We start from the raw sequence: 23502 nt of genomic DNA, 5'->3' as shown, positions 1-23502 counted from the left end.
ATGACGACGGCCCGCCACCTCATCGCCTCCTGCCTCGTGTCGCTGGGCGCCTGTACCAGTGCGCTCGCGGCCGACTGGGTCAGCTACCGCGACGCCTACCGGGCGATGGTCGTGTTCGAGAAGTACGGCGGCCCGAAGCACCAGCTGCAGAACCACCTGCAGGTGGTGCCGCTGGAAAAAGGCGCATCGCTCGATGGCCTGCAACTGACCCTGGCCGGCAAGGCCAACCAGGTCAACCTGGCGCTCGACCCGCTCGGCCGCACCGCCTTCCCGCTGCTGAAGGCCGCCTACGACGAAAACGCGGCGCTGCTGCTGGACCGCCGCATCGGCGCCTTCACGGTGCGCCCGCGCGTGTCGCTGACGCTGAAGGCCGACGGCATCTACGACGACGCCGAACTGCGCGCCGCCTGCGAACAGGCGCTCGGCTTCGCGCGCTATGCGGATGCCTCGCTGCGCGCGCGCGGCTGCGGCGGGGTGCGTTTCGTGTTTGCCCGGCGGGCAGGGGAAATCGGGGTGCGCCTGCACCGTGCCGAAGGGCAGGACCAGGCATTGCCGCTGGCCTCTGGCACGGCCTTCCAGGGCGAGCTCGGCGAGGGCTTCCCGAGCGTGGTCTACCGCTTCGCCGGCGCCGTGCGCGCCCAGGTGATCAGCGCGAATCCGCCGCTGGCGATCCTGCCGCTGTTCGAATAAGCGGGAATTGCCGCGCCGGCGGGACGCTCAGTTCCAGGCCGATGGCGAAAACAGGTAGCCTTCGCCCCACACCGTCTTGATCTTTTCCGAGCGCCCGTCGTCGAACTTGCGGCGCAGCTTGGAAATGCAGTTGTCGATGCTGCGGTCCAGCCCATCGAACTCGATCCCGCGCATTTTCTTGAGCAGCTCGTCGCGCGAGAGCACGCGCCCGGCCGCCTCGGCCAGCACCAGCAGCAGCTTGTATTCGGTATTGCTCAGCACGCAGAGCTTGTCGCGCCAGAACACGGTGCGGTCGGCGCCGACGATGCGCAGGGCGCCGAACACGAGTTCGCTGCTTTCCTGCGTGCCCTTCGGCTGGGTGCGGCGCAGCAGGGCGCGCAGGCGCGCCAGCAGCACGCGCGGCTGCACCGGCTTGTTGACGAAGTCGTCGGCGCCCTGTTCCAGGCCGGATACCTCGTCGTAGGAATCCTCGCGCGCCGTCAGGATCAGGATCGGCACATCGGACAGCTCGCGGATCTTGCGGCAGACCACCATCCCGTCCAGGCCGGGCAGCATCAGGTCGAGCACCACGATGTCGGGCGCAAACGCCCCGAAGCGCGCCAGCGCCTCGTCGCCGCGCGTGACCAGCTCGACGTGGAATTCATAAGCGGACAGGTATTCGGTGACGAGCTCGGCCAACCGGGCGTCGTCTTCCACCAGCAAAACTCGGTACATGCTTTTCTCCTTGTCCCGACATTGTATAGAAGCAATGGCATGTAATCACACTTACTACATTGTGGCGACAGTTGGAGACATTTTCGCGACAGTTCGGTCTCCTGGTCTGGCGTTTGCGGGCAACAAAAAAGCCGCACACGGCAGCTTTGCCTGTGCCACACGGAGCCTCAGCGCATCTTGCGGCCCGGGCTGTCGTCGCTCAGCATGCGCGTCACGAATTCGCCCGACTTGGCGCTGTTCATGGCGTCGGCCGGATTGGCGAACGGGCTTTTTACAGTAACTGTGAAATGAAAACGGCCCGCATCAGCGGGCCGTATCGTCAACACATCGGGTGCAGAGGCCTCGTGCTTACCTTGCCCAGTGGATGACGCCGCGCAAGGCTGCGGTGTCGCGGCCGCAATACTGCTCGAAACGCAGGTCGATGGCGGTAAGCTGGCCCATCGAATAGCTGACACGGTCGACCACGAACCAGCCCTCCAGGGTATTGCAGGCGCGTCCCGGGCTGTTCCAGGACAGACCGCCGCGCATGACGTTATGGAAGGGGTAGCCCTGCAGGTTGCCGTAGTAGCCAGGCTGCAGTTGAGATAGCGAACTCATCCCGACGAAATTACCTTCATGGCCGCCTACCCCGATGCGCAAGGCTGCCGTCAGGCTGCGATCGACCAGGAACGGTGTGGCATCCTGCGTCAGCAACTGGGTGAATCCGCCGCCGATGTAGTCGCCGGGTTCGCTGACGAGATACACGTAATTCCCGGCCGGCGGGACAAAGGACGCACCCGGCGACCAGAGTCCGGCTGGCACGGCTTGCGGGCCGGGCGCCGTCGTCGAATCGTCCGCGCGCCAGTGCAATTGACCGCGCAGGGGAGCCGCGTCGTTTTCGCAGAGTTGCTCGAAGCGCAGGTCGATGGCGGTGAGGGTGGAACCGCTGTAGCGCACACTGTCCACGGCAAACCAGCCGTCGAGCCGGTTGCAGCCGCGGCTTTCTCCGTCCCAGTCCATCCCGCCGAGCACAGGATTGTGGAAGGGGTAGCGCTTCAGGTCCGCGTAGTAGCCGACTGTCAGCTGAGGCATGCCGCCCATGCCCTGAAAATCGCCATTCCAGTTCTCGTTGCCGGCAATGCCGACGATCAGGTGGCTGCCGTCGGCGCGTATGCGGAAAGCTGCATTCGTCTGGTCATAGGAATAGGTGCGGCCGCCGGTAACAAAGTTGCCGAAACCGCCTTCCAAGTAAAAATAATTGCCCGCAGCCATGGCTGCGGACGGCATCACTTTCCACAAACCGGCAGGAATCGGCGCCGGTTGGGGCGGGGTCACGTTGTCGGCATTCGCACGGGTCCAGTGGACCTGGCCGCGCAGGGGCGGGCCGCCGCCTTCACAGTATTGTTCGAAGCGCATATCGAGTGCGCTCAGCATACCGCCGGTTTGCACAATGTTGTCGATGACCACCCAGCCCTTGATGGTGTTGCAGCCGCGTCCTTCGCCGCTCCAGTCGAGACCGCCCACCGCCGGATCGGAAAATGCCGCGCGGGTCAGCTCCTTGAAGTAGCCGGCCTGCAGCGCGCCCGCTGCCTTGGGCAAGCGGAACCTGCCGTTCCAGTTTTCATTGGCGGCAACCCTGGCTTCGACGCCGAGCGTGTCGATGTTGAAGGTCATGGCCGCATTGGCCTGGGTGTAGAGGTAGGTACGGCCCTGGCCGATGTAGTCGCCGCTGGTGCTTTGCAGGTAGATGTAATTCCCGCTGGTGGGCAGGTTGGCGACAGGCGCCGACCACAGGCTACCGGGGATAGGGTAAGCCAGGTTCGGCTGTGCCAGGTCTGGCTGGGCAGGGACGGTCGGGGCGACGACCGGTGGAACAGTCGCTACTGGCGGCGGGGCGGCACCGCCACCGCCTCCTCCGCAAGCCGCCAGCATAGCCGCCAGCAGGAATCCGGACACCCCTTTTGTTATCGAAATGAATTTCATCTTTGTTCATATAGTCATTGGCGGCTGGAATTTTAATTTCTTTTAATGCAATTGTCTGCGTGTTGACTTCACATTGTCTGCGTGCGGGCGAAAAAAAATCCGCCGAAGCGGATTTTTCATGCTGCCTGGGTAGTCGCCCTTGCTCAGCCCAGGTTCGCGTTCACGAATTCCCAGTTGACCAGGTTCCACCACGATTCCACGAACTTGGCGCGGGCGTTGCGGTAGTCGATGTAGTAGGCGTGTTCCCAGACGTCGCAGGTCAGCAGCGCCTTGTCGTCCGACGCCAGCGGGGTGTGGGCGTTCGAGGTGTTGACGATGTCGACGCCGCCGTCGGCCTTTTGCACCAGCCAGGTCCAGCCCGAACCGAAGTTGCCGACTGCCGACTTGGTGAACTCTTCCTTGAACTTGTCGAACGAGCCCCACTTTGCGTTGATGGCGTCAGCGACCTTGCCGGTCGGTGCGCCGCCGCCGCTCGGCGACATGCAGTTCCAGAAGAAGGTGTGGTTCCAGACTTGCGCCGCGTTGTTGAAGATGCCGCCCGAGGACTTCTTGACGATTTCTTCCAGCGACATGTTTTCGAACTCGGTGCCCTTGATCAGGTTGTTCAGGTTCGTCACATAGGTCGCGTGGTGCTTGCCGTAGTGGTATTCCAGGGTCTCGGCCGAGATATGCGGCTGCAGGGCGTCTTTGGCGTACGGCAGTGGCGGCAGGGTATGTTCCATGTCTTTGTCCTTGTTGGTTGGAAAGTTATTGTTCAGAAACGGCGCTTATTCTAAACCGGATGGACCGACGTTGCATGCTTGCCCAGATTGCCGTCATTCCAACTCGGTCTGCACGCTCGATACCCGCACTTGCGCGCTGCCTTCGGCCAGGCGCACCGTGAGCGCCGTGCGCGCCTTGATCGCATCCGGCGAACGCAGCGCCTCGCCCCTGGCATTGCTGACGATGGCATAGCCGCGCTCGAGCGTGCGCTGGGGATTCAGCAGTTCCAGCTGGGCCGCCAGCGCGCCCAGGCTGTCGCGCCGCTGTTTGACCAGCGTGCACACGCTGGCGTTCAGGTGACGCTGCTCGGACAGGATCTGGGCACGCAGGGTGCGCAGATCCGGCCGGTGGCGCGCCCAGCGCTGTTGCAGCTGGGCCAGGGTCACGCCGCCGCGTCCCAGCGGCGCGCGCACCGCATGGGTCAGCGATGCGGCCATGGCGCGCAGCTTCAGGCGCTGGTGGGCGATCTGGGCCGTCGGGCTGAGCAGGCGCCGGCTGAGGCTGTCGAGGCCCTGGCTGGCCTCGGACAGCTGGCGCGCCATGGCGCGGCGCAGGTCGAGGGCGTCGGCCGACAGCGAAGCCATCCAGTCGGCGCGCGGGGTGGCCGCCAGCTCGGCCGCGGCCGTCGGCGTGGCGGCGCGCACATCGGCGGCGAAGTCGGCGATCGTGACATCGGTCTCGTGGCCGACGCCGGCGATCACCGGAATACTGCAGGCGGCAATCGCGCGCGCCACGCATTCCTCGTTGAAGCTCCACAGGTCTTCGATCGAACCGCCGCCGCGGACCACCAGCAGCACGTCGACCTCGGCGCGCCGCGACGCCGTCATGATGGCTTCGGCAATCTTGTCGGCGGCAAACTGGCCCTGTACCGGGGCCGGGTAGAGCACGATATGCACGTGCGGGGCGCGGCGCCTGAGGGCGGTAAGCACGTCGCGCAGGGCCGCCGCCTGCGGGCTGGTGACGATGCCGATGCTCCGCGTGAACAGCGGCAGCGGACGCTTGCGCTCCGCGTCGAACAGGCCCTGGCTGCTCAACTTTTCCTTCAGGCGCAGGAACGCTTCGTAGAGCTGGCCGACGCCGGCGCGGCGGATCGTCTCGACATTGATCTGGTAGTCGCCGCGCGCACCGTACAGCGTGACCAGGGCGCGCACCTCGACCTTGTCGCCTTCGCGCGGATTGAACCCCGCGTACTGGGCGCGGCTGCGGAACATCACGGCGCGCACCTGGGCCGCGTCGTCCTTCAGCGTGAAATACCAGTGGCCGGAACTGGCGCGCGTGAAATTCGAGATCTCGCCGCCGATCCACACCAGCGGGAAGCTGCGTTCGAGCAGGCGTGCAACCTGCCCGTTCAGGGCGGTAACGGACAGGACCGGCGGAGCGGTATAGGCGGTGTCTGGATCGGTATCGTTGAGCATGGTGGCATCCTGGTGCATGAGCGGTGAAGCTTATGGCATATCCGGGGCGCCCAGACAAGGCTTATTTGAAGCGAACGCCTGCGCCTTTTTTGCGGGCATGGGAGGGTGACTCGTTTTAAATCAAGGACTTACTGGGCCGCGTATGCACTTGGGCACAATGTTATCCACAAAAATTGTGAGGAACTCAGCAGTAAGCCTGTGTCCCTGCCGAAAATGCAGGCATGCTCAACTATTCTTAATCGGATCAACCACTTAGCTTCAGAGCACCTGCCTTGCGCACATCTTTTTCCACAGTTTGTGTGCAAAGCTGTGGGCTCTTCGGTCTTGGCAGCGCCACCATCCCGTGCTTTATCCTGGCCTGTGTTGCCGGATTCGCCTGTCGGTTCGCTGTGCTAAAAATTGAAGCAGAAGAATTTTTTCCTTTGAAATCAAGGGGCTTGATCCGGCACAAGACGCTTCCTCACAATTTTGTCCACAGAAAATGTGAAGAAACGCACAGCGGTGTGGAAAGCGTCTGGCACGACGCAGACGGGCAAGTCGCTGGCAGACGATGTAGCACAGGGCAGGGCAGGCGGAAAACCGGCCGTTTGGCGGAAGCAGACTGGGCATTACACCATTTTCGGTTGATAACTTTTGAGCTTGCTCAAAAAGCAGGCGGTATCATTAATGCCTTATAAAACAAGGGCTTGGTATCTGAAGAGGCGCCTTGCTCACATTCTTTTCCACAGAAAGTGTGCATAGAGGTCAGCCTGCTTTCGGGCTGCTGTTCGCCTGCCCGGGATGCGGCCGGCGCCTGACGGGCGCATGGGGATCAGTCGGCCTGCCTACTTTCTTTGCAGCACAATTTTTCCCTTTGAAATCAACGGGCTTGCACCGCACTGGAAGCCTTGCTCACAATTTTGTCCACAAAAAATGTGGGGAAATACACGGGCAGTCGTGGCGCTTTCCGCAGACTGTCGCTGCCGTATTCTTCAGCACCAGAATATTGTTGAGCTAAATCAATGACTTGAGGTCATGCAAATGGTCTTGCGCACATTTTTATCCACAGAAAATGTTCAAAAGTCCCAGGATGGCAGGCCCAGTCGGACGGTCTCGACCCGGCACCGACGGCCCTCGCAAGCCTGCTTCTTTCTTGCGCACGAAGAAAATTCTCTTAAGAATCAAGGTACTTGGCATGCGAGCGTATCCTTGCGCACAATTTTATCCACAGAACTTGTGCAGAACTACTCTTGCTCAGGTGGCGGCAACTTGCTACATTGCCGGATCGTTTCCATTCTGTCAGGAGTTCACTTGCTCGCCATCTTACAAGCCGCAGGCTGGCCCATCTGGCCATTGCTGATTGCCTCGATCGTTGCCCTGGCATTGATCATCGAACGCCTGATTTACCTGCGCCGCGAAAAGATCCTCCCGAAAGCCCTGCTCGGTGAAGTCATCAACGTCTACCGCAACAACAAGGTCACCCCGGACATCATCAACACCCTGGAAACCAACTCGCCGCTCGGCACCGTTCTGGCCGCCGCCCTGCGCAATGTCGACGCCCCGCGCGACGTGATGAAGGAGTCGATCGAGGAAGCCGGCCGCGGCGTCGCCCACGTGCTCGAGCGTTTCCTGACCACGCTCGGCACCATCGCTTCGCTGGCCCCGCTGATGGGCCTGTTCGGTACGGTGGTCGGCATGATCGAGATCTTCGGTTCGCAGAATGCCTCGGGCGCGAATCCCGCGCAGCTGGCGCACGGTATTTCGATTGCGTTGTATAACACCGGTTTCGGCCTGGCGATTGCGATGCCGGCCCTGGTCTTCTACCGTCACTTCCGCGCCCTGGTCGACAGCTTCATCGTCGACATGGAACTGCAGGCGGTGAAATTTGTCGACGTCGTTCACGGTGCCCGCAAATGATGGACTTTCGCCGCGGCCGCAAGCGCGAGGATCCGGAAATCAACCTGATCCCGTTCATCGACGTGCTGCTGGTCGTGCTCATCTTCCTGATGGTGTCGACCACCTACAGCAAGTTCACCGAACTGCAGATCACACTGCCGACGGCCGACGCCGAGAAGGTGGTGGATAAACCTTTCGAGATCAATGTCACGATCGATGCCAAGGGTAATTACACGGTGAACAACACGCCGGTGTCCTTCCACGGCGTGAACGGCCTGGCCGACGACCTGAAGGCCGCCGCACGCTCGGGTCCGAACGGCCAGCCGGTGGCCGACCCGGTCATCATCGTCAATGCCGACCAGTTCGCGATGCACCAGATGGTCATCAACGTGCTGGAAGCGGCGCGCCTGGCCGGCTACGACAAGCTGACCTTTGCGGCCCAGACCGGCGGCAAGAAGTAAGGCCGGCGGTAACACCGTCCAGGCGGGCAGCGGTTGCCCACCTGGCGTTTCTTTCTTTTCATGTCCAAGAACCATTCCCTCGAAGCCACCCTGACCCGCGCCTGGCTGCGCCGCGGCCCGCTCGCCTGCGCGCTGTGGCCGGTCTCGCTGTTGTTTCGCGCGTTGGCCGCACTGCGTGCCGCGCTGTATCGTGCCGGCGTGCTGAAGTCCGGAAGGCTGCCGGTGCCGGTGGTCGTTGTCGGGAACATTTTTATTGGCGGCACCGGCAAGACCCCGCTGACCATCTGGCTGGCCGAAGCACTGGTGCAGGCCGGCATGCGTCCAGGCGTGATCTCGCGCGGCCACGGCAGCGAAGGCGCCGCGCCGCGCGCCGTGACCCTGGATGCCGATGCGGCCCTGGTCGGCGACGAGCCGCTGCTGATCGCGCGCCGCACCGGCGTCCCTGTCTTCGTCGGCCGCCAGCGCGTGGAAGCGGGCAGGGCGCTGCTGGCGGCGCATCCCGAGGTAAATGTCCTGCTCACCGACGACGGCCTGCAGCACTACGCCCTGGCGCGCGATGTCGAGGTGGTGCTGTTCGACGGGCGCGGCGTCGGCAATGGCTGGCTGTTGCCGGCCGGTCCCTTGCGCGATCCGCCCTCGCGCCGGCGCGATGTGACGGTGGTGAACGCGCCCGAGATGACGCCGGCGCTGGCGCGCGCCGTCGGCGGCCAGCCGTTTCGCATGGCGCTGGCCGGCGACACCGCCGAGCAATTGCTCGATGCGAAGCAACGGCTGCCGCTGGCCGCCTTCGCCGGCCGGCGCATCCTGGCCGCTGCCGGGATCGGCAACCCGGGGCGCTTCTTCGCCATGCTGCGCGGCGCCGGTTTGTCGTTCGAGGAACTGCCCTTGCCCGACCACCACGACTTCCGCGACAACCCGTTCGCGGGCGTGGATGCCGATGTCATCCTGATCACCGAGAAGGATGCAGTAAAATGTGGGCAACTTGAAAACCTGAAGCACGACCCGCGCCTGTGGGTGGTGCCGGTCAGCGCGCGCATCGATGCCGCGCTTGCCCAACAAATTGTGGAGAAATGTCGTGGACGCTCGACTGCTTGATATCCTGGTCTGCCCGCTGTGCAAGGGCCCGCTCGAATACGATAAAAAAGGCCAGGAACTGACCTGCCGCCCGGACCGCCTGGCCTACCCGATCCGCGACGGTATCCCGATCATGTGGGCCGACCAGGCGCGCAAGATCGAGCCGGTCTGACAATGGGCTTTACCGTCATCATCCCGGCACGCCTGGCCTCGACCCGGCTGCCGAACAAGCCGCTGGCCGACCTCGGCGGCAAGCCCATGGTCGTGCGCGTCGCCGAGCGCGCGCGCGCGTCCGGGGCGCAACGCATCATCGTCGCCACCGACCACGCGGACATTGCCGCCGCCTGCGCCGCGCATGGCGTGGAAGCCGTCATGACGCGCGCCGACCACCCGTCCGGCACCGACCGCATCGCCGAAGTGGCGCGCGCCCTGAACCTGCCGGACGATGAAGTCGTGGTCAACCTGCAGGGCGACGAGCCGCTGATCGACCCGGCCCTGCTGGCGGCCTGCGCCGCGCGCATCAGCCTTGAGGTGCCGATGGCCACCTGCGCCCATCCGCTGCACGACGTGGCCGACGTCTTCAACCCGAACGTGGTGAAAGTCGTGCTCGACAAGGCGGGCCGCGCCCTGTATTTCTCGCGCGCCAGCATTCCCTGGGCACGCGATGCCTTTGCCGCCAGCCGCGACGCCTTGCCGGCCGGGTATGTGCCGCTGCGCCACATCGGTCTCTATGCCTACAGCAACGCCTTCCTACAAGCCTATCCCGGCCTGGAAGCCTCGCCGCTCGAGCAAATCGAAGCCCTGGAACAATTGCGCGTCCTTTGGCACGGCGTGCCGATCGCTGTCCACGTGACCGACAGCGCACCTCCGGCCGGCGTCGACACCCCGGACGATTTAGCACGGGTGCAATTGCACTACGCTTCTTGAACTGCGTCTTGAGTTTGATTGCAATTGATTTGCGGTCAGCCTGCGGTACATCAAAAAGGCAAGAAATCGGGACCGAGGCCAGCCGCTGGAATTGGCGTTGACGCTGCCTTTTGTGGTAAGTTTCGTATCAAGCCAGCACGTAAGCATCATTTGCACTTCATTGGCAACACAATAACGATTATCAAGATTATCAACATCCGCTTAGGAATTTTTCATGCGTCTCATTCTGTTAGGAGCGCCTGGCGCCGGTAAGGGCACCCAGGCTAACTTCATCAAGGAAAAATATAATATTCCCCAGATCTCCACCGGCGACATGCTGCGTGCGGCGATCAAGGCCGGTACCGAACTTGGCCTGGCGGCGAAAAAAGTCATGGACGCAGGCGGCCTGGTTTCCGACGACATCATGATCGGCCTCGTGAAAAACCGCCTCCAGGAAGCCGATTGCGCCAACGGCTACCTGTTCGACGGCTTCCCGCGCACCATCGCCCAGGCCGACGCCATGAAGGACAACGGCATCAACGTCGACTACGTGCTGGAAATCGACGTGCCAGACGATTTGATCGTCGAGCGCATGAGCGGCCGCCGCACCCACCAGCCTTCGGGCCGCGTCTACCACACCAAGTTCAACCCGCCGAAGGTCGCCGACACCGACGACGTGACGGGCGAGCCGCTGGTCCAGCGCGACGATGACAAGGAAGATACCGTCAAGAAGCGCCTGTCGGTCTACCACAACCAGACCGAAGTGCTGCTTGGCTACTACAACAAGTGGGCCCAGTCGGGCCTGCCGGGTGCGCCGAAGTACCGCAAGATCACGGGCGTGGGTCCGGTCGAACAAGTACGCGACGCGGCGTTTGCCGCGCTGTCCGAGTAATCGGGAGCAAGATCGAAAGCGGACGGGAACGTCCGCTTTTTTTATACCCGGATGACGCGCTGTCATTTAGTGTTTGAAAATGGCTTCAGGTCAAGGCGCATCGTCGAAGACAGTACGCGAGTACGGCGAGACGGTGCAACGCCGCCATGGAGGCATTTTCGAACACGGTTAGTACCAATGGTTTGAATCAAATGTGTGCAGTACGCAGTGAGGCAGACTGCTTCGCCGAAGAGGTGGGCATCTTTCGTTGTGTGGTGTTGCTTGATTAAAAAACTAAGGGGACGACATGGCAGCAAACCTGATCACGTTTACCGTGGCCTGCGGCGTCATCGCGGTCATCTACGGACTGTGGGCCCGCGCCTGGATCTTGCGCCAGGACGCTGGCAACGCCCGCATGCAGGAAATCTCGCAGGCCATCCAGGAAGGCGCCGCCGCCTACCTCGGGCGCCAGTACCGCACCATCGGCATCGTCGGCCTGGTGCTCCTGGTTGCCATCTATTTCCTGCTCGGCGGCTGGACCGCGGGCGGCTTCCTGGCCGGCGCGGTGCTGTCCGGCGCCTGCGGCTTCATCGGCATGAACGTTTCGGTGCGCGCCAATGTGCGTACCGCCCAGGCCGCCAGCCGTGGCATGAACGAGGCGCTCGACGTCGCCTTCAAGGGCGGGGCGATCACCGGCATGCTGGTGGTCGGCCTGGGCCTGCTGGGCGTCACCTTGTTCTACTGGGCGCTCTCCGCCAACGGCGACAGTGCGCTGTCGCGTCATGACGTGATCAAGCCGCTGATCGGCCTGGCCTTTGGCGCCTCGCTCATCTCGATCTTCGCGCGTCTGGGCGGCGGCATCTTCACCAAGGGCGCGGACGTCGGCGCCGACCTGGTCGGCAAGGTCGAGGCCGGCATTCCGGAAGACGACCCGCGCAACCCGGCGGTGATCGCCGACAACGTGGGCGACAATGTCGGCGACTGTGCCGGCATGGCGGCCGACCTGTTCGAAACCTATGTCGTGACCCTGATCGCCACCATGCTGCTCGGCGCGCTGATGATCGTCGACGGCGCCGGCGAGGCGATCATCTATCCGCTGGCGCTGGGCGCGGTGTCGATCCTCGGCTCGATCGTCGGCTGCGCCATGGTGCGCCACAAACCGGGGCGCAAGATCATGTCGGCCCTGTACACCGGGCTGTGGTGGGCGGCCGGGCTGTCGCTGATCGGCTTCGCGGTCGTCACCTGGCTGGTCTGGGGCGACGAAGCCATGCGCGGCAGCATGCTCGGCTGCGCCGTCGTCGGCATCGTGCTGACCGGGCTGATGGTCTACATCACCGAATACTACACCGGCACCGACTTCAAGCCGGTGCGCCACATCGCCGAAGCCTCGACCACCGGCCACGGCACCAACATCATCGCCGGCCTGGGCGTGTCGATGAAGTCCACCGCCTATCCGGTGATCGTGGTCTGCATCGCGATCCTGGTCGCCTTCCAGCTGGGCGGCTTGTACGGCATCGCGATTGCCGCGACCTCGATGCTCTCGATGGCCGGCATCATCGTGGCGCTCGACGCCTATGGCCCGATCACCGACAACGCCGGCGGCATCGCCGAAATGAGCGGCATGCCCGATTCGGTACGCGCCATCACCGACCCGCTCGATGCGGTCGGCAACACCACCAAGGCCGTGACCAAGGGCTATGCCATCGGCTCGGCCGGCCTGGCGGCGCTGGTGCTGTTCGCCGACTACACCCATGCGCTCGATTCCGTGGGTAAATCGATCGTCTTCGAGCTGTCGAATCCGATGGTGATCGTCGGCCTGTTCATCGGCGGCCTGATTCCCTACCTGTTCGGGGCAATGGCGATGGAAGCGGTGGGGCGGGCAGCGGGCGCCGTGGTGGTCGAGGTGCGGCGCCAGTTCCGCGACATCGCCGGCATCATGGCCGGCACCGGCAAGCCGGAGTACGACAAGGCGGTCGACATGCTCACGGCGTCAGCGATCCGCGAGATGGTGATTCCCTCGCTGCTGCCGGTGATCGTGCCGATCGCGGTCGGCATGCTGCTGGGGCCGGCGGCGCTCGGCGGGCTGCTGATGGGCACCATCATCACCGGCCTGTTCGTGGCGATCTCGATGACCACCGGCGGCGGCGCCTGGGACAACGCCAAGAAATACATCGAGGACGGCAACTACGGCGGCAAGGGCTCCGACACGCACAAGGCGGCCGTGACCGGCGACACCGTGGGCGACCCCTACAAGGACACAGCCGGCCCGGCGGTGAACCCGCTGATCAAGATCATCAACATCGTGGCATTGCTGCTGGTGCCGCTGCTGCCGGCAGCGGGGTGGATCGCGGTCTCGGAGCCCTCGCTGGCGCAGATGCGCAAGCCTGCGCACGCGACCACGGCGCCGGCGCCGGCGACGCGGGTCGCCGCCGAGCAGCCGCACGGCCGGCCTTGAACCCGGTTTTGAAACCAGCCCGAAACCAGCCCGAAACCAGCCTTGAGACCAGCCTTGAAGCCCGCCTTGAACAGGGCTGCATGAAACCGCGGTAGGGTGGACGGCTTTGCCGTCCACGCGTCCAACCCGGGCTTGCAACCCTGGCAGCCTCGCCCAGCACTCAGCATCAGAAAAACGTAACTAACCAACAATTCTTCCGCTGGCACCTACCTTGGCCGCCAGGCTCGACCACACCTGCGTCAACGCAAAGCCCGTGTCAACGCAGATTCCGCCCTGCGTCAACGCCCCTTCAAGGCATCCGCAATCGCCGCCGCCAGCGAAGCGTGGTCCGAATCCCCATGGTAGCGCTCGCCATTGATGAAGAAGCTCGGCGTCCCACTGGCGCCAGCAGCGCGTCCCTGTTCCGCCTGCGCCAGTACCTTGTCGCGGTAGCGCCCGGCCTCGAACGCGTCTCGGAAGCGTCCCGCATCGATCTGCAGGCTGCTTGCCAGCGCCGGCAGGGCATCCTCATCCAGCATGCCCTGGTTCTCGAACAGCGCGTCGTGCATCTCCCAGAACTTGCCCTGGGCGCCGGCCGCTTCGGCCGCTTCCGCCAGCGGCTGGGCGTCGGGATGCAGCTCCGACAAAGGCAGGTGCCGGTACACCAGCCGCAGCCGGTCGCCATGCTCGCGCTGCAATTCGCCCAGCGCCGCATGCGCCCGCGCGCAATACGGGCACTGGAAGTCGCCATATTCGATCAGCGTCACCGCGGCATCGCTGCCGCCGCGCACATGATCGTCCTCTGTAATACGCAGTTCCTCGCTCATCCTGCCTCCATGATGGTGCCGGCCAATGCGGCGTCGAACCCATCATGGCACGGCCGGGCAGCCCGGCGGCGCAGGTTTCCGGGCAGCAGGCTCGTCAGAACACGCACATCTTGTTGGCTTCCTCGCGCAGCCAGCCGCGGAAGTCCGGGTGCGCGATCGCGATCAGTTCCTGTGCCCTTTGCTTGGCCGACTTGCCGCGCAACTGGGCCACGCCGTACTCGGTGACGACGTAGTTCACGTCGTTCTTGCTGGTGGTGGCGTGGGTGCCGGGCGTCAGCGTCGGCACGATGCGCGAAATGCTGCCTTCCTTGGCGGTCGAAGGCAGCACGATGAAGGACTTGCCGCCGCGCGAACGGTTCGCGGCGCGCACGAAGTCGACCTGGCCGCCGGTGCCGGAATAGGGCAGATGAGCGATGCTTTCGCTGCCGCACTGGCCGAGCAAATCGACCTGCAGGCTGGCGTTGATCGACACCAGCTTGTCGTTCTGCCCGGCGATGTACGGGTCGTTGGTGAAGTTCGACGGGTGCATTTCCAGCATCGGGTTCTGGTGCATGAAGTCGTAGAGTTTGCGCGAGCCGAGCGCGAAGGTCGCCACCATCTTGCCGGGAAGGAGGGTCTTGCGGCGATTGGTCACCGCACCGCACTCGACCAGCTTCAGGATGCCATCGCCGATCATCTCGGTATGGATGCCGAGGTCGCGCTTGTGCGTCAGCTGCATCACCACCGCGTCGGGAATGCCGCCGTAGCCGATCTGCAGGGTCGAGCCGTCGTCGATCATGTCGGCCACGTGCTTGCCGATGGCTTCCTGCACCGCGCCGATCGCGGGCAATCCCACCTCCAGGATCGGCGTCTCATCCTCGACCAGCGCCGTCACCTGCGAAATGTGCACGTGACACTGGCCGTGGGCAAAGGGCACATGCGGATTCACCTCCAGCACCACCACCCGCGCCTTGGCCACTGCCGCCATCGTGTAGTCCGTGCCCAGGCTGAGCGAAAAGAAACCCTGGGCATTCATGCTGGACGCCATGGCGAAGACCACGTCGGCCGGCATCAGGCCGCGCTCGATCAGGGTCGGAATCTCGGAGAAATAGTTCGGGATGAAGTCGCACCAGCCGCCCTGGCCGCCCCCGCGCGAGGCGCCGCCGAAGAACAGCGCGGCGTGGCGCACGTGGCGCGCCGTGTCCGGCTCGAAGTAGCCGTATTTGCGCATCGCCAGGATCTGGGCCACGCGGATGCCTTGCCAGCGCGTGCGCCCCTCCGACAGCGCGCCCAGCAGGGCAGGCGGCTCGCCGACGCCGGTCGGCACGATGATCATGTCCTTGTCTTGCAGGTGCGCCAGCGCGCTGGCGGCGTCGGTACGCTTCGCCGCGTAGAGTTCCTGAACTGTCTGCATTGCCGTCTCCATCGTTGTGTGTGCGTCGCGGCGCTTGTTGGTAAAAAGCTCGTCAAAACACGGCCGGATCGTCCCGCCAGCGTAACCTGTAAAACTGACACGGAGTTGACGACGCAAACCGCATGGCGCGCGCCGCCCCATGCAGGGGCGGCCGATAATTCCCTATCGGCCCAGCGCCGCATGGAGGACAGCATGAAACCCGTCAAGCACTCGAAGCCCTACCGGGCAACCTGGATCGCCCTGGCCCTGGTCGCTGCGCTGGCCGCCGCCGCTGCGGCGCAGCCGGGCCATGCCCAGGCGCAAGCCCAGACCGGGCAGGCATCCCAGGCCCCACGCCAGCCGGCGCCCGCCACCGGCCCCAGCTACGGTCCGGTGCTGCACCCGCAAACGACGAAATCCGAGCCCGGCGCCCAGCCCGAGCAAACCCCGCAGGCCCAGGAAGAAAAGGCCGGCGGCATGCCGCAAGCGCAGCCGCACAAGGAGCCCGATCCGTCGGCGCGTCCGGCGCCCCGACAGAACGATCCCGCCAGGACCAACGGCACGGGCGCGAAGAAGCAGACCAACGCCGCACCGCGCCGCCCGGTCCAGTCATCTATCGCGCGCATGCCCGCAGGGCAGCCGAACCCGACGCCGAATACGGTCGTGACGCCGCCCGTGCCGACAGTGGGTGCGCCGGCCGTGCCGCGTCCCGGCTCTTCTCAGCTTAACAGCTGCATCGGCAACACCTGCACCGACACTGCGGGCACGACTTACCAGACGAATGTCGGCAACGCCGGCGTCAGCAGCGAAGGACGCCTCTGCACGCGCAACGGCAACAACGTGCAATGCTTTTAAGCCAGGGCATGGTTTTTCCCATGAAAAGTTCGCTACAATCCTGCGGGTTGACGTTAACGTAAACGTCAAAACGAGAACGCGAACAGGGAGATAAGGAAAAACCATGCAAATTCAAGACAATGTGTTCATCGTCACCGGCGGCGCGTCGGGCCTGGGCGCGGCCACCGCGCGCATGATCACCGAGGCCGGCGGCAAGGTCGTCATCGCCGACGTGCAGGCCGAGGCCGGCGCGGCCCTGGCGGCCGAACTGAACGGCCAGTTCGTCAAGTGCGACGTGACGTCCGAAGCGGACGGCCAGGCGGTCGTGGCGGCGGCGGTCGCCCTCGGCACCCTGCGCGGCCTGGTCAACTGCGCCGGCGTGGCGCCGGCCGTCAAGACCGTCGGCAAGGACGGCCCGCACCCGCTGGATGTGTTCCAGCGCGCCGTGAACATCAACCTGGTCGGCACCTTCAACATGTCGCGCCTGGCGGCCGAAGCGATGGGCAATCTTGAGGCGGGCGAGTACGGCGAGCGCGGCATCATCATCAACACCGCCTCGGTGGCGGCCTTCGACGGCCAGATCGGCCAGGCGGCCTACGGTTCCTCGAAAGCGGCCGTGGCCGGCATGACGCTGCCGATGGCGCGCGACCTGGCGCGCAGCGGCATCCGCGTGATGACCATCGCCCCGGGCATCTTCGAGACCCCGATGTTGATGGGCATGCCGCAGGAAGTGCGCGATTCGCTGGGCAAGATGGTGCCGTTCCCGCCGCGCCTCGGCATGCCGAAGGAATACGCGCACCTGGCGAAAGCCATCATCGAGAACGTGATGCTGAACGGCGAAACCATCCGCCTGGACGGCGCGATCCGCATGCAGCCGAAGTAACAGCAAGGAAACGGTTCCTGCACAATTTACAGGTGCCATGAGCCGTTTGACAATTTGATGTAGGATGCCAGACGGTATCGGGCGTGCGGCCCTGGTCGCACGCCCGTTTTGCTTTTTGGAGAATCCATGATCACCTTGCAGATGCGCGCCAGCGCTGTCCTGCTGGCCGCCCTGGCTGGCCTCACCTTGCCGGCGACGCCGGCGTTTGCGCAAAAAACGGCCGAGGCCTCGGGGACCGCCACCCAGGACACCGCCCAGCGCGCCCCCGAAATCGCCACCGGCTACGAAGAAAAGGCCGGCTGGGCCGCGAAGAAATACATGGTCGCCGCCGCCAACCCGCTCGCGGTCGAGGCCGGCTACGAGATGCTGAAGAAGGGCGGCAGCGCCATCGACGCCGCCATCGCCACGCAAATGGTGCTGACCCTGGTCGAACCGCAGAGCTCGGGCATCGGCGGCGGGGCCTTCCTGGTCCACTACGACGGCAAGCATACGCAAGCCTTCGACGGCCGCGAAACCGCACCGATGGCCGCCGACGAACACCTGTTCGAAAAGCCCGACGGCACGCCGCTCTCGCGCACCGCCGGCGTGGTCGGCGGACGTTCGGTCGGCGCGCCGGGCGTGCTGCGCATGCTGGAACTGGCCCACAAGCAGCACGGCAAGCTGCCCTGGAAAACCCTGTTCGGCCCGGCGATCCGCCTGTCCGAGCGCGGCTTCCCGGTCAGCGCGCGCCTGAACGGCATGCTGATGTGGGACGCCCATATCCGCAAGGACCCGGCGGCGGCTGCCTACTTCTACGACAAGGAGGGCAACCCGCGCCCGGTCGGCTACCTGCTGAAGAACCCGGCGCTGGCCAAGACCTTCCACGAGATCGCCAGCGGCGGCGCCGACGCCTTCTACAAGGGCCACATCGCGCGCGACATCGCGAACAAGGTGAAGTCGCACCCGACCAACCCGGGCCTGCTCACCGCGAAGGACATCGCCGACTACCGCCCGAAAGTGCGCGAGCCGGTCTGCAGCGACTACCGCGTGTACACCGTCTGCGGCATGCCGCCGCCATCCTCGGGCGGCATCGCCGTGGCCCAGATGCTGGCCATGTTCGAGACGCGCGACATGCGCGCGCTGGCGCCGTCGAACGGCGTGCCGAGCGCCGACGCCGTGCACCTGTTCTCGGAAGTCGGCCGCCTGGCCTACGCCGACCGCAACCGCTACGCCGCCGACACCGACTTCGTGCCGCTGCCGGGCCGTGGCCTGCCCGGCCTGATCGACAAGGCCTACATGGCCAGGCGCGCCGCCCTGATCGGCGAAAAATCCATGGGCGAAGCCCCAGCCGGGAATCCGCCGGGTATGGAAACGGCCTGGCTCTGGGGCAAGGACAACGCCATCGAAACCCCGTCGACCTCGCACATGGTGGTGGTCGACAGCCATGGCGCCGGCCTCTCGATGACCACCACGGTGGAAGACGCCTTCGGCTCGCGCCAGATGGTCGACGGTTTTATCCTGAACAACCAGCTCACCGATTTCAGCTTCTCGGCGCGCGACAAGGATGGCCCGGTGGCGAACCGCGTCGAGCCGGGCAAGCGTCCGAGGAGCGCGATGTCGCCGACGATCGTCTTCGAGAAGGGCACCGGCAAGCTGGTGCTGGCGGTCGGCTCGCCCGGCGGCCCGGCGATCATCAACTACGTGGCCAAGACCCTGGTCGGCACCCTCGACTGGGGGCTGAACATGCAGCAGGCGATCGCGCTGCCGAACTTCGGCAGCCGCAACGGTCCGACCGAGATCGAAGCCGGGCGCTTCCCGCAAGCCACCGTCGACGCCCTCAAGGCGCGCGGCCACCAGGTGCGCCAGACCGAGCAGAACTCGGGCCTGCACGGCATCATGCGCATGTCCATCCACGGCGAGCCCTGGTGGTTCGGCGGCGCCGATCCACGCCGCGAAGGCGTTGCAAAAGGGGACTAAAGTGAAGAGAAAGGCTTGATTGAAGGGTAATTATTTCCCTCCAGCTTCACTTTGTTTGCTAATCTTGCGGGGTGGATAGGGAACAGACAAGCCAGACGTTACTGAACAGGACAGGTGTGCGGACCAAAGTGCCGGCCGCCTGCCTGGCTCGCCCCTGTCCGATCCGCGTGCGCCCCACGCTGACGGCGCCGCTGTCCGCATGAAGACGCTGCTGTTCGTCCTGCTGCTGGCGCTGGCCGGCGGGTTTGCCGCGCCGGCTTGCGCCGCACCGGACCCGACCTTGCGCTTCGAGCACCTGAGCGTCGAGGATGGCCTGGCCCAGGAATCGGTGCTGGCCATGGCCCAGGACAGCGACGGCTTCATGTGGTTCGGCACCCAGAACGGGCTGTCGCGCTTCGACGGCTACCGTTTCGTCAACTTCCGCAACGTCGTCGGCGACCCCAGCACCCTGGCCAGCAACTGGATCCGCGTGCTGCACGTCGACCCGCAAGGCCGCCTGTGGATCGGCACCGATGGCGGCCTGGCGCGCTACGACGCCGCCACCCAAAGCTTCCAGCAATTCCTGCCCGAGGAGCCGGCGCGGCGCGGCAACGGCAACCGCCACGTGCGCGCTGTCATCGACGACGGCAAGGGCGGCCTCTGGCTCGGCACCGGCGACGGCCTGCAGCACTTCGACATCGCCAGCGGCCGCTTCACCACCTGGCACCACGCGCCCGGGGACCCGGACGGCCTGGCCAGCGACGACATCAACGCGCTCGTGCTCGACCGCAGCGGCCTGCTGTGGATCGGCAGCAGCGCCGGCGTCGACAGCTTCGACCCCAGCTTGCGCCGTTTCACGCACCATGCCGGCGGCAAGTCGGCGCCGGACAACGTGGTCAACGCGCTGCTGGTCGATGCCGCGAATACCCTGTGGATCGGCTCCCTGGGCGGCGTCGACCGCATGGCGCTGGCCGGGCCGGAAGTCGGGCGGCGCCAGCGCCTGGGGCCGGAGCAGGGCATCCCACGCGCCTGGATCACGGCGCTGTACCAGGACGTGCAAGGCCAGGTCTGGGTCGGCGCCCACGACGAAGGCCTGTACCGCTGGGACGCGCAGCGTGCGCGCTTCGAGGTGCACCGCCAAGTGGTGGCCGACAGCCACAGCCTGGCCGACAACCACATCGCCGCGCTCTACCGCGACCGCGTCGGCACTTTCTGGGTCGGCACCTGGTATGCCGGCGTCTCGCGCGTGGACCTCGGCAGCGGCGGCTTCGCCCGCATCGTGCGCGAGCGCGACGGCGCCGGCACCGCCGACAACCGCGTGAAAGGCATCGAGAACGACGGCGGCGGCAAGCTGTGGCTGGCCTCTACCTCCAGCCTGCAGCTGTACGACCCGGCCGCGCCCGGCCAGGCCAACCGCATCTGGCGCCATGAGCCGCACAACCCGAACAGCCTGATCGACACCTCCGTGAACGCGGTGGTGCGCGACCGCCAGGGCCTGCTCTGGGTCGGCGGACGCACCGGCATCACCAGTTTCGATCCGAAGAGCGGGCGCTTCGTGCGCCAGGTGCTGGCGACCAGCGACAGCAACGCCTCGAACGCCAACAACGTGCGCGCCATGAGCCTGGGGCGCGACGGCATGGTGTGGATCGCCACCAAGGGCGGCCTGCACATGCTCGACCCGGCCACGCGCCAGGTGACCAGCTACCGCCACGATCCGGCGCGCCAGGCCAGCCTGGCCGACAACATGGTGCGCCCGGTGCTGGAAGACCGGCGCGGGCGGCTCTGGGTCGGCACCTTCAACGGCCTCGACCTGCTGGACCGCGCCAGCGGGCGCTTCCGCCACTTCCGCCACGACGGGTACGACCCCACCAGCCTGAGCCACGACGAGATCCACTACCTGATGGAAGACCGCGCCGGCAACATCTGGGTCGGCACCGCGGTCGGCCTGAACAAGATGGTGACGGCCGCCGACGGCTCGGTCAGTTTTGTCCGCTACACCATGCGCGACGGCCTGGTCGACGACGCCGTGGCCGCAATGCTGGAAGACGCCGACGGCGCGATCTGGATCAGCACCACCAACGGCCTGTCGCGCTTCGAGCCGGCCACCAACACCTGGCGCAGCTACACGGCTGCCGACGGCACGGTCGACGGCGCCTACTTCGACGCGGCGGCGGCGCGCGCGCCCGACGGCAGCCTGTATTTCGGCGGCTTCAACGGCATCACCGCCTTCGATCCGCGCGCGCTGCGCTACAACCGCATCGCGCCGCGCGCCGTGATCACCGGCTTCCAGATCTTCAACCGCCCGGTGCAGCAGTCCTGGCCGGAACTGCTCGACGGCCCGATCGAGAACGCGCGCACGATCACGCTGTCCGCGAAGCACTCGGTGTTCTCGCTCGAGTTCTCGGCCCTGCATTACGCGGCGCCGAAGCGCAACCGCTTCGCCTATAAGCTCGAGGGCTTCGACCAGGCCTGGGTGAATGCCGACGCCGGCAAGCGCTTCGCCACCTACACCAATCTCGACCCCGGCCGCTACGTCTTCCACGTGCGCGCGGCGAACAAGGACGGGGTCTGGAGCGAGACCCCGGCCACGCTGGAAATCGTCATCGAGCCGCCGGCCTGGGGTACCTGGTGGTTCCGCATCGCCAGCATCCTGATGCTGCTGAGCGCCTGCTATGCCGGCTACCGCCTGCGCACGCGCAGCCTGCGCCGCCAGCAGCTGCGCCTGGAGCGCCAGGTCGGCGCGCGCACCGAGGAAATCGGCTTGCAGAACCGCCTGCTCGAACGCCAGACCGCCGAGCTGCGCGAACGCGAGCAGCAGGTGCGCCAGAACACCATCGAACTCGGCGAAGCCAACTGCGCCCTGCACGAGAACGAACGGCGCCTGCAGCTGGCCGCGCGCCGCGCGGAGGATGCGGCGCGCCAGAAGTCCGAATTCCTGGCCAACATGAGCCACGAGATGCGCACCCCGCTGGCCGGCGTGATCGGCATGCTCGGCTTTGCCCTGCGCGACGGCCAATTGAAGGAGAGCACGCGCGAACAGATCGCGCGCGGCCAGGCGAATGCCGAGGCGCTGCTGGCGATCATCAACGACCTGCTCGACTTTTCCAAGATCGAGGCCGGCAAGCTGACGGTCGAGACCATCGACTTCGCGCTCGACGCGGCGATCGGCAACGTGGCCGCCCTGTTCGAGGAGCAGGCCGCCGCCCTCAGCATCGACTTCGCGATCGAGCTGGCGCCCGACCTGCCGCGCTTCGTGCAGGGCGACCCGACCCGCCTGCGCCAGGTGCTGGTCAACCTGGTCGGGAACGCCTTCAAGTTCACGCCGGCCGGGCAGGTGCTGCTGCGCGTCGAGCGCCGGCCCGAGGACCAGCCGGACGCGGCGCAGCAAGAGGCGCCGCATTTCATCCGCTTCTCGGTGCAGGACACCGGCATCGGCATCGCCGCCGAGGCCTTGCCGCGCCTGTTCCAGAAATTCGAGCAGGCCGACGCCACCACCACGCGCCGCTATGGCGGCACCGGCCTGGGCCTGGCCATCTGCCGCCAGCTGGTCGAACTCATGAACGGCAGCATCGAGGCCCACAGCGCGCCGGGGGAGGGCAGCACCTTCAGCTTCGTGCTGCCGATGCACGACGGCGCCGAACCCGTGCGCGTCGAAGCCGCGCCGCGCCTGCCCCACACCCACCGCCTGCGCGTGCTGTGCGCCGAGGACTTCGCCACCAACCAGATCATCGCGCGCATGATGGTCGAGGACATGGGCCACAGCATCGACGTGGTCGAGAACGGCGCGCTGGCGGTGGCGGCCTGCGCCCGCGCGGCCTACGACATCGTGCTGATGGACGGTCGCATGCCGGAAATCGACGGCGCCACCGCCACGCGCCTGATCCGCGCCGGCGGCACGCTCGATGCACCGGTGCTCGACCCGCGCATCATGATCGTGGCGCTTACCGCCAACGCCAGCGACGAAGACCGCGACCGCTACCTGGCCTGCGGCATGGATGCCTTCCTCGCCAAGCCGATCGACGAGGCGGCCCTGCACCGTCAGTTCGGGCTGGCGATCGAACGCCAGCTGGCGCGCGGCATCGCGCTGGCGCCGATGGATGCGCCGCCGCCATCATCCGTGGCTGCCGCCTCGCCCAGCACGGCCGAACTGGACGCCTTGTTCGGCATCGCGCCGGAAGAGGCGGCGCCAGCCCAGGAAGACCGCGCCGCCGAACTCCAGGCGCGCCTGCACGCCGCCTTTGCCGCCGACCTGCCGCGCCGCCGCCGCGAACTGCGCGCCGCCGTCGACAGCGGCGACGACGAAGGCTGCGCGCGCGTGCTGCATGGCCTGCGCGGCAGTGCCGGCCACCTCGGCGCGGGCGAACTGGCGGTGCTCTGCGCGCGCCTGGAAAAGGCGGCCGACAGCGGCCGCCGCGACGAGCTGCTGGCCGGCCTGGCGCGCCTGGACGCGCTGCTCGATGCCTTCGCTACCTCTCTCACCTGAACCT

At 65.7% G+C, this 23502-nt stretch carries 19 protein-coding genes; 12 read left to right on the top strand and 7 right to left on the bottom strand.

Annotated elements, in window-relative coordinates:
- Window positions 1-690 (top strand): hypothetical protein, encoded by a 690-nt coding sequence (locus QPK31_RS14165; protein ID WP_290423574.1) that lies wholly within the window; start codon window positions 1-3, stop codon window positions 688-690.
- Window positions 691-717: 27 nt separating this feature from the next.
- On the opposite strand, the gene QPK31_RS14160 is transcribed toward QPK31_RS14165, so the two are convergent.
- The 5 genes from QPK31_RS14160 to xseA all read right to left on the bottom strand — a co-directional run bounded on the left by QPK31_RS14160 (window position 718) and on the right by xseA (window position 5543).
- Window positions 718-1404, bottom strand: coding sequence for a response regulator (locus tag QPK31_RS14160; protein ID WP_290423573.1), 687 nt, complete (start codon window positions 1402-1404; stop codon window positions 718-720).
- 167 nt (window positions 1405-1571) lie between these two features.
- Window positions 1572-1727, bottom strand: coding sequence for a hypothetical protein (locus QPK31_RS14155; RefSeq protein WP_290423572.1), 156 nt, complete (start codon window positions 1725-1727; stop codon window positions 1572-1574).
- 25 nt (window positions 1728-1752) lie between these two features.
- A complete protein-coding gene (locus QPK31_RS14150; protein ID WP_290423571.1) occupies window positions 1753-3339 on the bottom strand; it encodes a hypothetical protein in 1587 nt (528 codons plus the stop codon).
- Between the two features lie 170 nt (window positions 3340-3509).
- A complete protein-coding gene (locus tag QPK31_RS14145; protein WP_290423570.1) occupies window positions 3510-4088 on the bottom strand; it encodes a superoxide dismutase in 579 nt (192 codons plus the stop codon).
- Window positions 4089-4181: 93 nt separating this feature from the next.
- Entirely contained in the window at window positions 4182-5543 is a 1362-nt protein-coding gene (gene xseA / locus QPK31_RS14140; RefSeq protein ID WP_290423569.1) for an exodeoxyribonuclease VII large subunit, read from the bottom strand.
- A 1290-nt stretch (window positions 5544-6833) separates the two neighbouring features.
- On the opposite strand from xseA, the gene QPK31_RS14135 reads away from it, so the two are divergent.
- From QPK31_RS14135 to QPK31_RS14105, 7 genes are all read left to right on the top strand, one after another.
- Entirely contained in the window at window positions 6834-7439 is a 606-nt protein-coding gene (locus QPK31_RS14135) for a MotA/TolQ/ExbB proton channel family protein (RefSeq protein WP_229438753.1), read from the top strand.
- Window positions 7439-7879: a biopolymer transporter ExbD gene (locus QPK31_RS14130; RefSeq protein ID WP_290423780.1), complete on the top strand. Its 441-nt coding sequence runs from the start codon at window positions 7439-7441 to the stop codon at window positions 7877-7879. Before QPK31_RS14135 ends, QPK31_RS14130 begins: the two co-directional genes overlap by 1 nt.
- Window positions 7880-7939: 60 nt before the next feature.
- Window positions 7940-8974: a tetraacyldisaccharide 4'-kinase gene (gene lpxK, locus QPK31_RS14125; RefSeq protein ID WP_290423568.1), complete on the top strand. Its 1035-nt coding sequence runs from the start codon at window positions 7940-7942 to the stop codon at window positions 8972-8974.
- Window positions 8955-9125 carry a Trm112 family protein gene (locus tag QPK31_RS14120; RefSeq protein ID WP_290423567.1) on the top strand — a complete coding sequence of 57 codons (171 nt, stop codon included), beginning with the start codon at window positions 8955-8957 and terminating at the stop codon, window positions 9123-9125. Before lpxK ends, QPK31_RS14120 begins: the two co-directional genes overlap by 20 nt.
- Before the next feature lie 2 nt (window positions 9126-9127).
- Complete coding sequence (gene kdsB, locus QPK31_RS14115; protein ID WP_290423566.1) at window positions 9128-9880, top strand: 3-deoxy-manno-octulosonate cytidylyltransferase; 753 nt, start codon at window positions 9128-9130, stop codon at window positions 9878-9880.
- Window positions 9881-10094: 214 nt separating this feature from the next.
- Window positions 10095-10751, top strand: a complete 657-nt coding sequence (gene adk, locus QPK31_RS14110; RefSeq protein WP_290423565.1) for an adenylate kinase — start codon at window positions 10095-10097, stop codon at window positions 10749-10751.
- A 286-nt stretch (window positions 10752-11037) separates the two neighbouring features.
- Window positions 11038-13185 (top strand): sodium-translocating pyrophosphatase, encoded by a 2148-nt coding sequence (locus tag QPK31_RS14105; RefSeq protein WP_290423564.1) that lies wholly within the window; start codon window positions 11038-11040, stop codon window positions 13183-13185.
- 278 nt (window positions 13186-13463) lie between these two features.
- Here the strand turns inward: QPK31_RS14105 and QPK31_RS14100 are convergent, their stop codons facing one another.
- The gene (locus QPK31_RS14100) at window positions 13464-13991 is read right to left on the bottom strand and encodes a thioredoxin domain-containing protein (protein WP_290423563.1); all 528 of its coding nucleotides are present in this window, start codon (window positions 13989-13991) and stop codon (window positions 13464-13466) included.
- A gap of 94 nt (window positions 13992-14085) precedes the next feature.
- Window positions 14086-15384, bottom strand: a complete 1299-nt coding sequence (locus QPK31_RS14095) for an acetyl-CoA hydrolase/transferase family protein (RefSeq protein ID WP_290423562.1) — start codon at window positions 15382-15384, stop codon at window positions 14086-14088.
- 192 nt (window positions 15385-15576) lie between these two features.
- Between QPK31_RS14095 and QPK31_RS14090 the strand changes: the two genes are divergently transcribed.
- The 4 genes from QPK31_RS14090 to QPK31_RS14075 all read left to right on the top strand — a co-directional run bounded on the left by QPK31_RS14090 (window position 15577) and on the right by QPK31_RS14075 (window position 23498).
- Complete coding sequence (locus QPK31_RS14090) at window positions 15577-16218, top strand: hypothetical protein (RefSeq protein WP_290423561.1); 642 nt, start codon at window positions 15577-15579, stop codon at window positions 16216-16218.
- A gap of 103 nt (window positions 16219-16321) precedes the next feature.
- Window positions 16322-17080, top strand: a complete 759-nt coding sequence (locus tag QPK31_RS14085; RefSeq protein ID WP_290423560.1) for a 3-hydroxyacyl-CoA dehydrogenase — start codon at window positions 16322-16324, stop codon at window positions 17078-17080.
- A 126-nt stretch (window positions 17081-17206) separates the two neighbouring features.
- Window positions 17207-19036 carry a gamma-glutamyltransferase gene (ggt, locus tag QPK31_RS14080; protein ID WP_290423559.1) on the top strand — a complete coding sequence of 610 codons (1830 nt, stop codon included), beginning with the start codon at window positions 17207-17209 and terminating at the stop codon, window positions 19034-19036.
- 199 nt (window positions 19037-19235) lie between these two features.
- Entirely contained in the window at window positions 19236-23498 is a 4263-nt protein-coding gene (locus QPK31_RS14075; protein WP_290423558.1) for a hybrid sensor histidine kinase/response regulator, read from the top strand.
- Window positions 23499-23502 lie beyond the last annotated feature (4 nt).

The organism is Massilia sp. YIM B02769, assembly GCF_030411995.1.
In the GTDB taxonomy this organism is placed as follows: Bacteria; Pseudomonadota; Gammaproteobacteria; order Burkholderiales; family Burkholderiaceae_D; genus Telluria.
Note: the sequence above shows the minus strand (reverse complement) of the source record. Positions and strands in the feature narration are given on the sequence as shown.

Bases quoted from the DNA above. Each gene is read 5' to 3' on its own strand.
- lpxK (WP_290423568.1), top strand. From the start codon at position 7,940: ATGTCCAAGAACCATTCCCTCGAAGCCACCCTGACCCGCGCCTGGCTG.
- QPK31_RS14090 (WP_290423561.1), top strand. From the start codon at position 15,577: ATGAAACCCGTCAAGCACTCGAAGCCCTACCGGGCAACCTGGATCGCC.
- QPK31_RS14130 (WP_290423780.1), top strand. From the start codon at position 7,439: ATGGACTTTCGCCGCGGCCGCAAGCGCGAGGATCCGGAAATCAACCTG.
- QPK31_RS14160 (WP_290423573.1), bottom strand. From the start codon at position 1,404: ATGTACCGAGTTTTGCTGGTGGAAGACGACGCCCGGTTGGCCGAGCTC.
- kdsB (WP_290423566.1), top strand. From the start codon at position 9,128: ATGGGCTTTACCGTCATCATCCCGGCACGCCTGGCCTCGACCCGGCTG.
- xseA (WP_290423569.1), bottom strand. From the start codon at position 5,543: ATGCTCAACGATACCGATCCAGACACCGCCTATACCGCTCCGCCGGTC.
- QPK31_RS14095 (WP_290423562.1), bottom strand. From the start codon at position 15,384: ATGCAGACAGTTCAGGAACTCTACGCGGCGAAGCGTACCGACGCCGCC.
- QPK31_RS14145 (WP_290423570.1), bottom strand. From the start codon at position 4,088: ATGGAACATACCCTGCCGCCACTGCCGTACGCCAAAGACGCCCTGCAG.
- QPK31_RS14165 (WP_290423574.1), top strand. From the start codon at position 1: ATGACGACGGCCCGCCACCTCATCGCCTCCTGCCTCGTGTCGCTGGGC.
- adk (WP_290423565.1), top strand. From the start codon at position 10,095: ATGCGTCTCATTCTGTTAGGAGCGCCTGGCGCCGGTAAGGGCACCCAG.
- QPK31_RS14085 (WP_290423560.1), top strand. From the start codon at position 16,322: ATGCAAATTCAAGACAATGTGTTCATCGTCACCGGCGGCGCGTCGGGC.
- QPK31_RS14105 (WP_290423564.1), top strand. From the start codon at position 11,038: ATGGCAGCAAACCTGATCACGTTTACCGTGGCCTGCGGCGTCATCGCG.
- QPK31_RS14100 (WP_290423563.1), bottom strand. From the start codon at position 13,991: ATGAGCGAGGAACTGCGTATTACAGAGGACGATCATGTGCGCGGCGGC.
- ggt (WP_290423559.1), top strand. From the start codon at position 17,207: ATGATCACCTTGCAGATGCGCGCCAGCGCTGTCCTGCTGGCCGCCCTG.
- QPK31_RS14075 (WP_290423558.1), top strand. From the start codon at position 19,236: ATGAAGACGCTGCTGTTCGTCCTGCTGCTGGCGCTGGCCGGCGGGTTT.